This window comes from Pseudomonas sp. C11 (assembly GCF_034683865.1).
Lineage (GTDB): Bacteria > Pseudomonadota > Gammaproteobacteria > Pseudomonadales > Pseudomonadaceae > Aquipseudomonas.
Map to the genome: position 1 here is coordinate 177,687 of NZ_JAWIIP010000006.1, position 16,003 is coordinate 193,689.

A 16,003-nucleotide genomic window follows, 5' to 3' on the forward strand; every position below is an offset into this window, starting at 1 on the left:
GCAGAATTATACGCACCTCCACCGTCCGCGCCCGCCCCATGTCCTTATCCAACCTCGACCTCGATACCCTGGCACAGTCCATCAAGGACTGGGGACGCGAGCTAGGCTTCCAGCAGGTCGGCATCGCCGATGTGCAGTTGGGTGAGCACGAAGCGCACCTGCAGCGCTGGCTGGACGCCGGCTTCCAGGGCGAGATGGACTACATGGCGGCCCACGGCAGCAAGCGTTCGCGCCCGGACGAACTGGTGCCGGGCACCCTACGCGTGGTGTCGCTGCGCATGGACTACCTGCCCGGCGACACGCAGATGAGCCAGCGCCTGACCCAGCCCGAGCAGGCCTATATTTCCCGCTATGCCCTGGGCCGCGACTATCACAAGCTGATCCGCAAGCGCCTGCAGCAACTGGCCGAGCGCATTCAGCAGACCATCGGCCCATTCGGTTATCGCGCCTTCGTCGACAGCGCCCCGGTGCTGGAAAAGGCCATTGCCGAGAAGGCCGGGCTCGGCTGGATCGGCAAGAACACCCTGGTGCTCAACCGCAAGGCTGGGAGCTGGTTCTTTCTCGGCGAACTGTTCGTCGACCTGCCGCTACCGGTGGACGCCGCACATGGCAGCGAACACTGCGGCCGCTGTAGCGCCTGCCTGGACATCTGCCCGACCGACGCCTTCACCGGGCCTTATCGCCTGGATGCACGGCGCTGCATTTCCTACCTGACCATCGAGCTCAAGGGCCCGATCCCAGAGGAGTTGCGCGCGCCCATCGGCAATCGCGTGTTCGGCTGCGACGACTGCCAGATCGTCTGCCCGTGGAACCGTTTCGCCCGACCGACCGAACAGGGCGACTTCCAGCCGCGCCACGGCCTGGACAATGCAGGCCTGGCCGAACTGTTTCTATGGACGGAAGATGAGTTCCTCAGCCGCACCGAGGGCTCGCCACTGCGCCGTGCCGGCTATGAGCGCTGGCTGCGTAACCTGGCTGTGGGCCTGGGCAATGCACCCTCGACCATCGCGGTGCTGGAGGCGCTCAAGGCGCGCCGCGAGCATCCCTCGGAGCTGGTGCGCGAGCATGTGCAGTGGGCGCTCAACCAGCATGAGAAAATCAGCAGCAAGTAGAGGCCTTATAGCCCGGCACGCATGACACGCCGTGCTCGCTCATTCACACCTTGAGGAAGTGCTGGCGGTAATGCCGCAGCTCGGCGATGGACTCACGGATATCGTCCAGTGCCTGGTGAGTGGCGGTTTTCTGGAAGCTGTCCTTTACCTCGGGCGCCCACATGCCGGCGAGAATCTTCAGTGTCGACACGTCCAGGTAGCGGTAGTGGAAGTAGGCTTCCAGCGCCGGCATGTACTTGTAGAGGAAGCGTCGATCCTGGCCGATGCTGTTGCCGCAGATCGGAGACTTGCCTTTCGGCACCCACTGCTCGAGGAAGGCGATGGTCTGCGCTTCGGCCGCCGCGGTGTCGATGCGGCTTTCGCGCACACGCTGGGTCAGACCGCTCTGGCCATGGGTACGGGTGTTCCACTCATCCATGCCGGCCAGGGTTTCGTCGCTCTGGTGGACGGCGATCACCGGGCCTTCGGCCAGCACGTTCAGCCCACTATCGGTAACGATGGTGGCCATTTCGATGATCACATCGTGCTCCGGCTCCAGGCCGGTCATTTCCAGGTCGATCCAGATCAGGTTGTTGGGGTTCTGCATGATGGGAGGCTCCTTGGCTCAGGCGCCCAGTTTAGCGGATATCCACACCCTTCATCTGCCAGAGCAGCAACTGAGTCTGCCGCCCTTCGTTGATGGCGAGTGCACGATCAGTCGGCACACCGGGAATTTCGAAGCTGTTGCTGATCAGCCAGCTCCCCGGCTGCATCTCGGCTTGCGCCTTGGCCCACAGGCGCGGCATGGGCACCGGAGAGAGAAAGCAATAGACGACATCGAATGCCGCCAGATCCACCTGCCAAAGGCTGACGTAGCGAATCTGGCAGTTGTCCTGCAGCAGACAGCGCAGCCACGCGCAAAGAAATACCAGTGGCGCGGTCTCCACCCCGACGAACTGCCCGCGCGGGAAGCGTCGTGCCAGCGCCAGCAAGGTGCCGGCGGTGCCGCACCCCAGGTCGACGAAACGCAACGGCGGCTCGCACTCACTCAAGAACAGCTGCAGTTGCTGTTGCGCGCGGCGCCCCGTCAGATACAGCGGCACCTGCTCGCGCAGGCTGTTCCAGTTGACCAGCAGCAACACGACGAAGCCCAGCAGGTAGACCCAGCCCGGCAACCCGACCTGCTGCGCCACGAACAGCGCCGGCAGGAAGGCGAAGTTGATCCATGACCACCAGCGCGACAGCCCCAGGCGCCAGCCCACCAGCGCTGCCAGCGCCCCCTGCAGCAAGGCCACCGAGAACAGCGACAGTCGCCACGGCAGCAGCGCCAGCAGATAGACCGTCACCACCACCAGCGCGAGCGCGATGCCCTGCGCCAGCAGCGCGCGCAATAGCGGTAAGCGAATGAAGGCTGAATGTGCGTCGTTGTGCATGGTGCAGTCCAGGCGGGAGGAGAGCGAATGGGCAGCGAGCCGCCATGCTAAACTCGCCGCGACCGACACTCCACCACCCGGATGCTCCATGGCCAAACGCCAACTCAACCGCCGCCAGAGCTGGCGCATCGAAAAGATCCAGGGCGAGCGCGCTGCCCGCGCCGCCAAACGCGAATCGCGGGCCGTCGAGGCACTGGAAGGTGGCGACCTGGGCCCGGAGCAAACCGGCCTGGTGATCGCTCACTTTGGCGTTCAGGTGGAGGTCGAGGCGCTGCAGGGCGAAAGCATCGGCCAGGTGTTTCGCTGCCACCTGCGCGCCAACCTGCCGGCACTGGTGACCGGCGATCAGGTGGTCTGGCGCGCAGGCAATCAGGGCGATGGCGTGATCGTCGCGCAACTGCCGCGCAACACCGAGCTGTGCCGCCCGGACATGCGCGGCCAACTGAAACCGGTGGCCGCCAACGTCGACCAGATCGTCATCGTCTTCGCGCCACTGCCCGAGCCGCACGCCAATCTGATCGACCGCTACCTGGTCGCAGCCGAGCACGCCGGTATCGAACCGCTGCTGCTGCTGAACAAGGCCGACCTGATCGATGCCGGCAACAGCCAGGCACTCAATGCCCTGCTCGGCGTCTATCGCCAGCTCGGCTATACGCTGCTGGAAGTATCGGCCCACCAGGGCGACGGCATGGAGCAACTGAAGAAACGCCTGGACGGCCACGTCAGCGTCTTCGTCGGCCAGTCCGGCGTGGGCAAGTCGTCGTTGGTCAACGGCCTGCTACCAGGCGTCGACACCCGCGTGGGCGCACTGTCGGAACTGACCGGCAAGGGCACTCACACCACCACAACGGCCCGTTTGTTCCACTTCCCCGGCGGCGGTCAGTTGATCGACTCCCCCGGCATCCGCGAGTTCGGCCTCGGCCATGTCAGCCGTGATGACGTGGAGGCAGGCTTCATCGAATTCCACGACCTGCTCGGCCGCTGCCGCTTCCGCGACTGCAAGCATGACCGCGAACCCGGCTGTGCGCTGCTGCAGGCGCTGGAGGACGGCCGCGTTCAGCCGCAGCGCATGGCCAGCTACCGTCACATCATCGCCAGCCTGCCCGAAGACGATTACTGACGATTGAGTTGGTCGAGCGGGCTCTTGCTGCTCTCGAAGATATTCAGCCGCTGGCGCAACTGATCCGCCGGCAAGGCGTCAGCATCAGGCGCGCCACTGGCCGGCGCGGCGCCGCCCGCGCCAGCGGGTGCATCTGGTGCCGCACCATCCTCGGCGGGCGGTGTGTCACCACCCTGCTCACCCTCGATGTCGCGCTGGGCACGCTTGGTCAGCACGACGATATCGATACGGCGGTTGACCGGATTGAGCGGATCTTCGCGGTCGAACAACGCCGACGAGGCATAACCCACCACGCGTGCCACCTGCTCGTCCGGGTAGCCACCGGCGACCAGCGTACGCCGCGCAGCATTGGCACGGTTGGCCGATAGCTCCCAGTTGCCGAAATCTCCGCGCCCGGAAAACGGCTTGGCGTCGGTATGGCCGCTGACGCTGATCTTGTTCGGCACTGCCTTGATGGTATCGGCCATGGCCAGCAGGATGTCTTCGAAGTAGGGCTGCAGCTCGGCACTGCCGAGGGCGAACATCGGCCGGTTCGCCGCATCCATGATCTGAATGCGCAAGCCATCCTGGGTGATCTCGAACAGGATCTGATCCTTGAAGCGTTGCAGCTCCGGATTTTCCTCGACCTTGTTCTGCAGTTCCTGCAGCAAAAGCTCCAGACGCTCGCGCTCCATCTTGTCAGCCAGGGTCTCGACCTGATCGGCACTCACCGCTGTCTCGTCCGGCTGGCTTTCCGGCGTTTCGGAGATGTCCGGATTAAGGGTGCGCTCCGGTGCCGGAGTCGGCGTGCCTCCCAGATCGATGGCGTAGGGGCTGGCGCTTTCGGTGAAGCCGATCGGATCCTGGAAGTAGCCGGAGATCGCGCGCTTCTGCTCCGGCGTGGCCGAAGACATCAGCCACATCACCAGAAAGAACGCCATCATGGCCGTGGCGAAGTCGGCGAAGGCGATCTTCCAGGCACCGCCATGGTGCCCGCCAGCGGTCTTCTTGACCCGTTTGACGATGATGGGTTGGTTGTTTTCCATCGCTTAGCTGCCGCGCATGGCCTGTTCGAGCTCGCTGAAGCTCGGACGATGCGCCGGGTACAGCACCTTGCGACCGAACTCCACCGCCAGGCTCGGCGGCATGCCCGAAGCCGAAGCCACCAGGCTGGCCTTGATCGCTTCGTAGAGGTTCACCTCTTCCTTGGCGTCATGCTCCAGCGCCGCCGACAGCGGGCCGAAGAAGCCGTAGGACGCGAGAATGCCGAGGAAGGTACCGACCAGCGCGGTACCGACCTTTTCACCGATCTGCGCGTTGTCCGCCTCGGCCAGGATCGACATGGTGATCACGATACCCAGTACCGCTGCCACGATCCCCATCGCCGGCATACCGTCAGCGACCTTGGCCACCGCATGGGCCGGGTGCTCCAGTTCTTCCTTGAGGCTGGCCAGCTCCATGTCGAACAGGCCCTCGAGCTCATGCGGCGCCATGTTGCCGGACGACATGATGCGCAGGTAGTCGCAGATGAACGCGGTCATCCGCGCATCCTTGAGCACACCGGGGTATTTGCTGAAGATCGGGCTGGCGTTCGGATCCTCGACGTCGGCCTCGATGGCCATCATGCCTTCGCGCCGGCTCTTGTTGAGGATCTCGTAGAGCAGCTTGAGCACCTCGAGGTAATAGGTGTGGGTGAAGCGCGTGCCGAACATGCTCAGCGACTTCTTGAACACCAGCATGAACATGCTGCCCGGGTTGGACTGCAGGAACGCACCCAACGCCGCACCGCCGATGATCATGACTTCGAAGGGATGCACCAGGGCCATCAACTGACCACCAGACAATATGAACCCGCCGAATACGCAGCCGAAAACGACGATGATGCCTATGATTTTTGCCATAAAGGAACGCTTGTAGAGCCAGGAAAACGGGTTATTAAAAACAGCTCTTCTAATTATCGGAACTTATACGCCAGACTATAGCCAGTTAAGGTCAAAAGCCAGTTTGGCTCAACTTCACCATGCCGATCACCACGCCCATGCCACGCAGTCTCGATGCCTGGTTGCAACAGCTGGGCCAACTGTGCCTGCCAATCGAGCAGGAACAGCACACTCGCCTGCGTCGTACGCTCAGCGACGGGCGCAAGAACTGGCGCGACATCGCCGACCAGATCGAACTCTGCCCCACCTTCGCCCTGCAAGTGCTGCGCGAGGCCAATCAGTCCACCAGCAGCCTGAGCGAACCCGCGGACAGCCTGGAGATCGCGCTGGCACGCCTGGGCCTGAAACGCTGTGAAGCCCTGCTGGCGCAGACACCGGCGCTCCCCGAGGCAGAGATTCCCCTGGCGCTGCGGCAGATCCTGCTGATCAGCCGCCATGCCAGCCAGCAGGCACGCGGCCTGTTCGGCTCACGCCTGGCGCGGCTCTGGAGTGAGCTGCATGGTTGCAGCCTGCTGTTTCTCGCCCCCTTGTGGCCACTGCTCGGCAAATACCCACAGCTCTTCGAAACCTGGGAACAGCGTGTACTGGTCAAGGGCGAAGCGCCGGCCAAGGTCGAGCGCGAGCTTCTCGGCGTGCCCCTGATTCAACTGTGCCTGAAGCTGGCCGAGCGCTGGCGCCTACCGGAATGGATCGTGCGCAGCTATCAGTTGCTGGCGCGCGACCGGCGGCAACTGGTCAAGGCGCTGCACATCGCGCGCGACAACGAACACCCGCTGCACCAACAGCAGATGCTGGACGCCAACGTCCCCTTGCGTCACTGGCTCACCCATCCCGGCAACTGCGTGCTGCTGGCCAATGGCCTGGCCGTGTCGGCGCACCAGGCCTGGAACACCGACCACAGCCTGCGTTGGCAGCGTCTGGTAGGCCTGTATTTGCAGATACCACTGAGCGAGGTGCAGCAGGAAGTGCACCAGCACGCCGTCAGCAGCGCCCGCCTGCTTCATGACCCGGCCCTCTGGCATCCGGCGCAGTCGCTGCTCTGGCCCTGGTCGGCGCGCCGCCTGCGCCCCAGCAAAGCCGCAGAACGCCCCTCAACACCACCGGCGCTGGAGACCTGGCGCCAGCACTGCAAGCGCCTGCTCGCCGAGCCCAGCGACTTCCCCAACGTGCTGCAACTGACCGCCTGCGCCCGCGACGCGCTACAGGACTGCGGCATGCAGCGCGTGCTCCTGCTCCTCGCCGACCGCCAACACAGCCGCCTGCAAGTTCAGCAGATAGCCGGCCTGGATAAAGCCGCCCTGGCTCTGAGCCTGGATCCGAGCAATAGCCAGATCCTCCGGCGCCTGCTTGCCCAACCCGGGCAACTGCGCCTGAGCCCGGAGAATGCGGCGCAGTATTCGGCACTGCTGCCGGGTAGCCTAAAAGCCCTGTTCCCCAGCGAACATCTGTTGCTGCGCTCGATTGCCAGCAACGGCCGTGTGGTCATGCTGGTTGCCGCCGATCAGGGCGGACGAGCGTTCAACGACATCAGCCTGCAGGCCTTCACCAAGACGGTGCAGTGCATCGAGCGCGCGCTGAGCCATTTTGCCAAGCGCCCGCGCTGACGGCAGAGAGCACCTGCATCCGGGCTTTCCGCTACAATCCCCAGCTTTCCAATCGAGGAGGCTCCATGTCCGCCTTCGCCACGCTGCCGCTGGTCATCGAACCAGCCGATCTTGCCGCCCGCCTGGACTCAGCAGAACTGATTCTGGTCGACCTGAGCAGCGCCGCGCGCTATGCCGAGGGGCATATTCCGGGCGCCCGCTGGGTCGACAGCAAGCGCACCCAATTCGGACAAACTCCAGCTCCCGGTCTGGTGCCGGAGCTGCAGCAGTTGCAAGCGCTGTTCAGCGAGCTGGGGCATCGACCTGACGCCACCTACGTGGTCTATGACGATGAAGGCGGTGGCTGGGCCGGGCGTTTCATCTGGCTGCTGGATGTGATCGGCCATAGGCGCCATCACTTCCTCAACGGCGGGCTGCGCGCCTGGATGGGCGAGAACCGCCCCCTGTCTACGCAGGTGCCGGCAGTGCACGACACCCCCGTGCAACTGACCCTCAGCGAAGCGCCCACCGCCACGCGGGCTTACCTGCAAGCGCGCCTCGGTGCGTCCGACCTGGCCATATGGGATGCGCGTGGCGCGGACGAATACCGCGGCGAGAAGGTCAGCGCCGCGCGTGCCGGCCACATCCCGGGCGCCATCAACTTCGAGTGGACCGCCGGCATGGATGCCGCGCGCGACCTGCGCATCCGCGCCGATATCGCCGAGGTTCTACGTGATCTCGGCATCACCCCGGACAAGGAAGTGATCACCCACTGTCAGACCCACCGCCGCTCGGGCTTTACCTACGTCGTCGCCAAGGCGCTCGGCTATCCCCGAGTGAAGGCCTACGCCGGCTCCTGGTCGGAATGGGGCAACCTGCCCGACACCCCGATCGAGCGCTGAAACCTCAAGGAAACACGATGAAACAACGTCTCTTCATTCTCAGCCAGTACCTGCTGCCGCATCACCTGCTGTCGCGCCTGATCGGCTGCGTCGCCGAATGCCGCATCGGCTGGCTGAAGAACCCTCTGATCAAATGGTTCGCCAAGCAGTACCAGGTGAACATGAGCGAAGCCCAGATCGAAGACCTGCAAGCCTTCGAGCATTTCAATGCGTTCTTCACCCGCGCCCTGAAAGAAGGCGCACGCCCGCTGGACCCAACGCCGGGGGCGATCCTTTGCCCGGCCGACGGCGCCATCAGCCAGCTCGGCGCCATCGAGCATGGCCGTATCTTCCAGGCCAAGGGACACAGTTTCAGCGCCGTCGAGCTGCTGGGTGGCGACGCCGAACGGGCAGCGCCTTTCATGGGGGGTCAGTTCGCCACCGTGTACCTCTCGCCCAAGGACTACCACCGCGTGCACATGCCGCTGGCCGGCACTCTGCGGGAGATGGTCTACGTGCCGGGTCGGCTGTTCTCGGTAAACCAGACCACGGCGGAAAACGTGCCCGAGCTGTTCGCCCGCAACGAGCGCGTGGTCTGCCTGTTCGACACCGAGCGCGGCCCCATGGCCGTGGTGCTGGTGGGCGCCATGATCGTCGCCAGCATCGAAACCGTCTGGGCCGGCCTGATCACCCCGCCCAAGCGCGAGCTGAAGGTCACTGGCTACGACGCCGCCGCACGCACGCCGATCGAACTGGATAAAGGCGCCGAAATGGGTCGCTTCAAGCTGGGCTCGACGGCCATCGTTCTGTTCGGCCCGCAGCAGGTCGAGTGGGCCCGCGAACTGACCGCGGGCAGCACCGTGCGCATGGGGCAATTCATGGGCGCGCCCAGCAGCGACGCATGACGCCACGAGCACCCCGGCGAGAGGCTCGCCGGGATGCAAAGCGCTCATTCGCCGCGGCACCCCATCTCCAGGATGGGCTGCCACAGGCGCCAGATGCTGCTAGAGTTCGGGAACCAGTGGGTCACCAGCCCTGAAGTCGCCCGCCTTATTGTGGCCCGGAGCCTCCGAGTTTGATGGATAGACAGAGTTCCAATTTGCTTTCGTTACGCGTTCCCACCCCAGACAAGCAAAGCCTGAGCTTCTGCGACGGTACGCCGCGTGACCTCAAGCGCTGGATCTCGGCCCTGCCCAAGGCCAACATCGGCGAAACCGCTCGCCAGCTCTACCAGAGCCTGGTCGAACTCAATCAACTGCAGACGCCCTTCGACAATCGCCTGCAACAGCTGGAACTGCTGCGCCCCGAGGTTTACTTCGTCTGTCAGCATCTGGAGCGCCACTTCCTCAACCAGGCCATCGTCCTCGACGAACGCCCGCGCAAGGTCGCCAACCTCTGCCAGGCGCTGCAGAATCACCTGGCGATCGGCTACAAGCTGATCATCACCCAGATCATCGACCGCACCGGCAAGGATCGCGACCAGTTGCTGGCGGTTGCGCTGCAGCGTGCCATGCACAGCCTGTGCGCCCCGCTGATCCGCGCCAGTCAGCTGTATTGCCCGGTTCCTGAAGGTCTATGGCTTGAACTGCACCAACTCTATCGGATCGCCACCCAGCAACGCCTGCAGCGCCAGGCAATACGCGACCCTCTGGTGCGCCATGTGCAGGGTCTGAGCCCGGAGCAGACCTACATCATCGCCCTGCTGCTGGGCTGCGCACGCACCAACCAGATGCGCCAGAGTGGCATCGCGCGCCTGGCAGAGGCACTGGAGTCCTGGAGCGGGCTGGTTCGACTGCAGTCGGGCGATCAACCCAGCAGCCTGTTCGTCCTCGCCCCGCAAGTCGATGGCCCGCCACGCTACAAGTCGCTCTACCAGAGCGGCGAGTTGCACAACCTGCTCGGCATCGATCCCCAACCACTGGTCGAGGCCATCAAGAGTTACATGGCACTGCCCGAGGATCAGCGCAGCAACGCCTCGCTGCCAGTGCCCGAAGGCGTGAGTCTGGATCTGTTGCAACATGTGGCGGCGGCCTGGGGCGATATCGCCGAGCGCACCTTCCAGCGCACGCCGGCACAAGGCAACCTGACCCTGTGCATCGGCATGACCGCCCTGCATTTCTTCCTGGCCGGCAACCGCTCTTTCGCCGAAGTACTGAAGCGCCCTGTCGAAGTGGGCGCGGCCGTGTTCAAGCCGTCGACCGGCGAACCTGACATCTGGTCGGGTGCATTCGATGCACAGCGCACCTCGACCGAAGAGATCCATTTCGAGGAAATCCAGTACTCCAAGGTCACGCCGGGCGAGCAGCAGGAGCAGGTCGACACCAGTACTGAGAGTTATCCCACCTACCCGCTGGCCATCGTCAATCACAGCCCCGGTGGTTACTGCCTGTCGTGGCCCAAGGAAGTCCCCAGCCAGCTGCAGGCCGGCGAACTGCTCGGCATTCAGGACAGCCCCAGCCAGGGCTGGAGCGTGGCCATCGTGCGCTGGATCCGCCAGGTACGCGGCGGCGGCACGCAGATGGGTATTGAGCTGATCGCCCCCCACGCGCAACCCTGCGGCCTGCAACTGGTGCGCAAGGCGGAACAGAACAGCCAGTACCTGCGCGCCCTGCTGCTGCCGGAAATCGCCGCCATCTCTCGTCCGGCCAGCCTGATCACACCGCGCCTGCCGTTCCAGGAGGGCAGCAAGGTGCTGATCAACAATCAAGGTGACGAGCACCGCGCCGTGCTCACGCGCAGGCAGGTCAGTACCGGCAGTTTCAGCCAGTTCGAATACCACCGAGTGGGCAGCGACGAGGGCGTTGCCGGGAAGCCTGTCACAGCCTCGCAAAGCCAGAAGCCGGCTGGGGAGGAAGATTTTGACTCGCTCTGGAAGTCGCTGTAGGCTGCCGAAACTCCACCTTTCGTCGCCTTTTCGCGCCCGCTCGGCGCGGTATTGACCCACTTCTATGGCAATCGACAAGAAAACCATCCGTCTGCTGATTCTTGAGGATTCGCAGAACGAGGCCGAGCGCCTGGTCAGCCTGTTCCGCAATGCCGGTCATGCCACGCGCGTGCACCGACTGACCTCCAGCGAGGACCTCGCCGAAGTCCTGAAACAGAGCTGGGATCTGCTGATCTGCGCCCCCAGCAGTGAGCACCTCGAACCGAGCGAAGCGATCAACGCCATCCGCCGCCAGGCCAAGGACATTCCGGTAATCCAGTTGGTGGAGGGCAACGACTCCGAAGCCATTACCGAAGCCATGCTGTTCGGCGCCCAGGACGCCCTGCCGCAGGGCGAGGACGAGCGCCTGGTGCTGGTGGCCAAGCGTGAGCTGGCCAGCCTCGAGGAGCGCCGCGCCCGCCGCGCCGCCGAAGTCGCGCTGCGCGAGGCGGAAAAACGCTGCCAGTTGCTGCTGGAAAGCTCGGTGGACGCCATCACCTACGTGCACGATGGCATGCACATCTACGCCAACCGTGCCTATCTGGAGCTGTTCGGCTATGAAGATGCCGACGAGCTGGAAGGCATGCCGATGATCGACCTGATCGCCAGCGCCGACCAAAGCAGCTTCAAGGACTTCCTCAAGCACTACCAGAGCGTGGACGGCAACGCCGACCTCAACTGTCAGGGCGTACGCGCCGACGGCAGCAGCTTCGCCGCACAGATGAACTTCTCGCCAGCGACCTACGATGGCGAACCCTGCATCCAGGTGGTCATCCGCGCAGAAACCTCGAACGCCGAGCTGGAAGAAAAGCTGCGCGAGATCAGCAGCCAGGATCTGGTCACCGGACTGTTCAACCGCACGCACTTCCTCGAGCTGATGGATGCCGCGGCAGAACGCGCAGTCAACGCCAGCCAGCCGTCTACCCTGGCCTATATTCGTGTCGATCGCTACACCGGCCTGCAGGGCGAGATCGGCCTGGCCGGCATCGACCTGCTGCTCACCGACCTGGCCGGCCTGCTGCGCGCGCACTTCCCAGCCGAGACGCAACTGGCCCGCTTCGGTGACGACCTGTTCGCCGCCCTCCTGCCGGGGCGTACGCCCGAGCAGTGCGAGGCCAATCTAAGAGAGTTGCTGAAAAAGGTCGAAGGTCATCTGTTCGACATCAGTGGGCGCACCGCTCAGACCACCTTGTCCATCGGCGTGGCCGGCCTCAGCGAAAAGACCGCCAAGGCCCAGGTCGTGCTGGATCGCGCCCACCGCTGCGCCGACGAGATCGCCGAGGGCAACAGCGTCAAACTGTTCAACCCGGCCGAAGAGCTGGCCGCCGCTGCCAACCGTGGCAACCTGCTGGCGATGGTGCAGCAAGCGCTGGAGAACAACAGTTTCCGCCTGCTGTTCCAGCCCATCATCAGCCTGCGCGGCGACGCCAACGAACATTACGAAGTGCTGCTGCGCCTGCTCAGCCCGCAAGGTGAGGAAGTACCACCGGCGCAGTTCCTGGCGGCCGCTCGCGATGCCGGCCTGGGCGAGAAGATCGACCGTTGGGTGATCCTCAACTCCATCAAGCTGCTCGCCGACCATCGCGCCAGAGGCCACAACACCCGCCTGTTCGTCCACCTGTCGTCCGCCAGCCTGCAGGATCAAACCCTGCTGCCCTGGCTCAGCGTGGCGCTCAAGGCCGCGCGTCTGCCTTCCGATTCATTGGCTTTCCAGTTCAGCGAGCCGGATGCCATCGCCTACCTGAAACAGGCCAAGGCGCTTACCCAGGGCCTGGCGGAACTGCACTGCAAGGTCGCCCTGAGCCAGTTCGGCTGTGCGCTGAATCCGTTCAATACGCTCAAGCACCTGCATGTCGACTTCGTCAAAGTCGATGGCTCCTTCACCCAGGATCTCAGCACGGCTGACAGCCAGGAAGCGCTGAAGACGCTGCTCAGCAGTCTGCATGCCCAGGCCAAGCTGACCATCGTGCCGTTCGTGGAAAGCGCCAGCGTGCTGGCGACGCTGTGGCAGGCCGGGGTCAACTTCATTCAGGGTTACTACCTGCAAGGCCCCAGTCAGTCGATGGACTACGACTTTTCCGCGGGCGACGAATGATCCCGCCGCTCATGAAAAAGCCGCCCCAAGGGGCGGCTTTTTCATGAGCGGGTAACGCTATTCCTGCCCCTCGCGATCACGGAAGCCGAGCAGGTAGAGAATACCGTCCAGGCCGAGGGTGGAGATGGCCTGCTTGGCCGACTGCTTGACCAGCGGCTTGGCGCGGAATGCCACGCCGAGGCCCGCCAGCCCGAGCATCGGCAGGTCGTTGGCACCGTCGCCCACAGCGATGGTCTGCTCCAGCTGCAGCCCTTCCTTCTCGGCCAGTTCACGCAGCAAATCGGCCTTGCGCTGCGCGTCGACGATGGGTTCGACGGCGACGCCGGTGACCTTGCCGTTCTCGATCTGCAGCTCGTTGGCGAAGACGTAGTCAATGCCCAGCTTGGCCTGCAGTTGGCGAGCGAAATAGGTGAAACCGCCGGAGAGGATCGCCGTCTTGTAGCCCAGGCGCTTGAGCTCGGCGAACAGCACTTCGGCACCTTCGGTCAGGCGCAGCGAGGCGCCGATTTCTTCCAGCACGTCTTCCGACAGCCCCTGCAATAACCCCAGGCGCTCCTTGAAGCTGGCGCGGAAGTCCAGCTCACCACGCATCGCGCGCTCGGTGATCTCGGCGACCTGCCCGCCCACGCCAGCAGCTTTGGCCAACTCGTCGATCACCTCGGCCTCGATCAGCGTGGAGTCCATGTCGAACACCGCCAGGCGGCGATTGCGGCGGAATACCGAGTCACGCTGGAAGGCGATGTCGACGTTCAGCTCCTGCGCCACGCTGAGGAACTCGGCACGCAGCGCCACTGGGTCGGCCGGCTCGCCGCGTACGGAAAACTCGATGCAACCCTTGCCCTGCTCGGCAGGCATGTCCAGCGGCATGCGCCCGGAGAGACGGTCGATATGGTCGATGTTCAGGCCATACTTGGCGGTGATCGCGCTAACCCGCTGCAGCTGTTCGGCGCTGACCTTGCGCGTCAGCAAGGTGACGATATGGCGTGCCTTGCCCTGACCGTTGACCCAGTGGTGATAGTCGGCCTCGGAGACCGGGGTGAAGCGCACCTGCTGATCGAGTTCGTAAGCGGTGAACAGCAGATCCTTGAGCACCGCCTGCGAGCGGCCGTTGTCGGGAATCTCGATGAGGATGCCGAACGACAGGGTGTCATGGATGACCGCCTGGCCGATATCGAGGATGTTCACCCCGCCCTGCGCCAGGACGCCGGTGATGGCTGCGGTGAGCCCGGGGCGATCTTCGCCAGTGATGTTGATCAGGACGATTTCGCGCAAGGCGCACCCTCCAAGGCAGATGTTTGAGGTGAGGCCGGGCCGCACAGGGCGTCAACCGACGAAAAGGCGCACATTCTAACCAGATTACCCCTGCTGCGCGCAGCCGCGCGCTTTGCCCATCCAAGGTCGCTCGCTATACTGCGCGGCAACTTCAGTCGACAAGAGCCGTGCTCTGTGAACCGGCCCGCGCCCGTCAAACCCGATAACTTCTTCCTCATGATCTTCCACGCGCTGCGTCAGCGGCGGGTGCCCTTGGTGCTGCGCATCGCCAGCCACAGCCTGTTGCTGGTGGCCCTGGCCATGGTCATCTATGCCTGGGTCATGGGCATGCAGTTCAAGCAGGCCATGCAGCAACAGGCCGACGCCCTGGGTCAGGCCCTGATCACCCAGACGGCGGCTTCGGCCACCGAGTTGCTGGTGTCCAACGACATCCTCAGCCTCAACGTCTTGCTCAATAACCTGGCGAAGAATCCGCTGGTGGCGCATGCCGCCATCTACAGCGTGGACAACCGCATCCTCGCCGAAGCCGGGTCGCGCCCGACACGCAGCGTGCTGGGCGAGAGCGAAGGTCTGTACTCCACGCCCATCACCTTCCAGGAGGTGATGGCCGGGCAACTGCGTGTCAGCCTGGACATGCGCCAATTCCAGCAACCGATGACCATCAGCCTGCAGAGTATGGGCATTCTCAGCCTGATCCTGCTGGCCCTGACCTTGTCGCTGAGCATGCGCCTGGGTCGACACATATCCACCCCGCTGCTGCAGTTGCGCCTGTGGTTGCGCGACCCGGACGACCCGGCACCGGGCGCCGGACGTAACGACGAACTCGGGGATCTGGCTCGCCAGCTGCAGGCCCGCCTGGTACCTCCGCGCCCGCAGCCCGAGGTGCAGGAAGACGACTTCCCCGAAGAGGATGCCTTCGCCGAAGAGCAGGATGCACCGTTCGCCGCCGACAGCCTGGCCCGCGCACAGACCGCTCCGACATTCGACGAAGACGCCCCGGCACGGTCGCAAGCGGCGCAGGATCTGCCCTGGAATGAGCACGACGACGATCCCTTCGCCGACCTCGCTGAAGAGCCCGCCCCGCCGCAGCAGCCCACAGCACCGATGCCTTCGCGCGCCAGCGCCGTACTGGCTATCCAGCTCGGTGGCCAGGAGCAGTTGCGGCGCCTGCCACGCACGCGCCTGCTGGATCTGCTGCAGCGCTATCGTGACTGCCTGGAACAGGCTGCCGCGCTGTACCAGGGCGAGCTGCACACCCTCAAGGATGGCAGCAGCCTGATGCTGTTCCACGAGCGCGACTGCGCCGAGGACTACCTGACCCACGCCATCTGCTGCGGCGAACTGATGCGTGCCCTCGGCCACGCCCTGCAGATCGAGGTGGCCGACAGCGGCCTGACCCTGCAGTTGCAACTGGGGCTCGCCCTGGGGCGTGACCTGGAAGCACTCGGCCAGGCCGACCTGCTGCTCAGTGACAGTGCCCTCGATGCCCTGGCCCTGTCACAGCACAGCCGCAATCTACTGCTGGTGGAGCAAAGCGTCGCGGCCGACATGCTGATCCGCCAACGTGCGCGCATTCGCCCCATCGCCAGCCCCGAGGGCGCGAGCTGCGTGGAACGCCTGCTCGACCCTTACCCGGCCCTGCTGGAGCGCCAGCTCACACGCATGCATGAAAGCCGCGTGAACTGA

General features: G+C 64.4%; 13 protein-coding genes. 8 read left to right on the forward strand and 5 right to left on the reverse strand.

The window, feature by feature from the left end:
• The first annotated feature begins 38 nt into the window (after window positions 1–38).
• Window positions 39–1,112 carry a tRNA epoxyqueuosine(34) reductase QueG gene (queG, locus tag VC352_RS11910; protein WP_322979767.1) on the forward strand — a complete coding sequence of 358 codons (1,074 nt, stop codon included), beginning with the start codon at window positions 39–41 and terminating at the stop codon, window positions 1,110–1,112.
• Between the two features lie 43 nt (window positions 1,113–1,155).
• Here queG and orn read toward each other — a convergent pair whose 3' ends face one another.
• Together orn and VC352_RS11920 are read right to left on the reverse strand one after the other, a co-directional pair.
• Window positions 1,156–1,698, reverse strand: coding sequence for an oligoribonuclease (gene orn / locus VC352_RS11915; RefSeq protein WP_322979768.1), 543 nt, complete (start codon window positions 1,696–1,698; stop codon window positions 1,156–1,158).
• A gap of 31 nt (window positions 1,699–1,729) precedes the next feature.
• Window positions 1,730–2,524: a class I SAM-dependent methyltransferase gene (locus VC352_RS11920; protein ID WP_322979769.1), complete on the reverse strand. Its 795-nt coding sequence runs from the start codon at window positions 2,522–2,524 to the stop codon at window positions 1,730–1,732.
• Between the two features lie 88 nt (window positions 2,525–2,612).
• Here VC352_RS11920 and rsgA point away from each other — a divergent pair, with 88 nt between their 5' ends.
• A complete protein-coding gene (rsgA, locus tag VC352_RS11925) occupies window positions 2,613–3,644 on the forward strand; it encodes a small ribosomal subunit biogenesis GTPase RsgA (protein ID WP_322979770.1) in 1,032 nt (343 codons plus the stop codon).
• On the opposite strand, the gene motB is transcribed toward rsgA, so the two are convergent.
• Entirely contained in the window at window positions 3,638–4,669 is a 1,032-nt protein-coding gene (gene motB, locus VC352_RS11930; RefSeq protein ID WP_322979771.1) for a flagellar motor protein MotB, read from the reverse strand. The genes rsgA and motB overlap by 7 nt on opposite strands.
• A 3-nt stretch (window positions 4,670–4,672) precedes the next feature.
• Complete coding sequence (gene motA, locus VC352_RS11935; RefSeq protein ID WP_322979772.1) at window positions 4,673–5,524, reverse strand: flagellar motor stator protein MotA; 852 nt, start codon at window positions 5,522–5,524, stop codon at window positions 4,673–4,675.
• 119 nt (window positions 5,525–5,643) lie between these two features.
• On the opposite strand from motA, the gene VC352_RS11940 reads away from it, so the two are divergent.
• From VC352_RS11940 to VC352_RS11960, 5 genes are all read left to right on the forward strand, one after another.
• Window positions 5,644–7,167, forward strand: a complete 1,524-nt coding sequence (locus VC352_RS11940; protein WP_322979773.1) for an HDOD domain-containing protein — start codon at window positions 5,644–5,646, stop codon at window positions 7,165–7,167.
• Between the two features lie 65 nt (window positions 7,168–7,232).
• On the forward strand, window positions 7,233–8,048 hold the full coding sequence (locus VC352_RS11945) for a rhodanese-like domain-containing protein (RefSeq protein ID WP_322979774.1): 816 nt from the start codon (window positions 7,233–7,235) through the stop codon (window positions 8,046–8,048).
• 17 nt (window positions 8,049–8,065) lie between these two features.
• The gene (gene asd, locus VC352_RS11950) at window positions 8,066–8,932 is read left to right on the forward strand and encodes an archaetidylserine decarboxylase (RefSeq protein ID WP_322979775.1); all 867 of its coding nucleotides are present in this window, start codon (window positions 8,066–8,068) and stop codon (window positions 8,930–8,932) included.
• Window positions 8,933–9,105: 173 nt separating this feature from the next.
• A complete protein-coding gene (locus VC352_RS11955) occupies window positions 9,106–10,911 on the forward strand; it encodes a molecular chaperone (protein WP_322979776.1) in 1,806 nt (601 codons plus the stop codon).
• 64 nt (window positions 10,912–10,975) lie between these two features.
• Entirely contained in the window at window positions 10,976–13,045 is a 2,070-nt protein-coding gene (locus VC352_RS11960) for an EAL domain-containing protein (protein WP_322979777.1), read from the forward strand.
• A 57-nt stretch (window positions 13,046–13,102) separates the two neighbouring features.
• On the opposite strand, the gene serB is transcribed toward VC352_RS11960, so the two are convergent.
• Window positions 13,103–14,317 (reverse strand): phosphoserine phosphatase SerB, encoded by a 1,215-nt coding sequence (gene serB / locus VC352_RS11965; protein WP_322979778.1) that lies wholly within the window; start codon window positions 14,315–14,317, stop codon window positions 13,103–13,105.
• 174 nt (window positions 14,318–14,491) lie between these two features.
• Here serB and VC352_RS11970 point away from each other — a divergent pair, with 174 nt between their 5' ends.
• Window positions 14,492–16,003: an AhpA/YtjB family protein gene (locus tag VC352_RS11970; protein WP_322979779.1), complete on the forward strand. Its 1,512-nt coding sequence runs from the start codon at window positions 14,492–14,494 to the stop codon at window positions 16,001–16,003.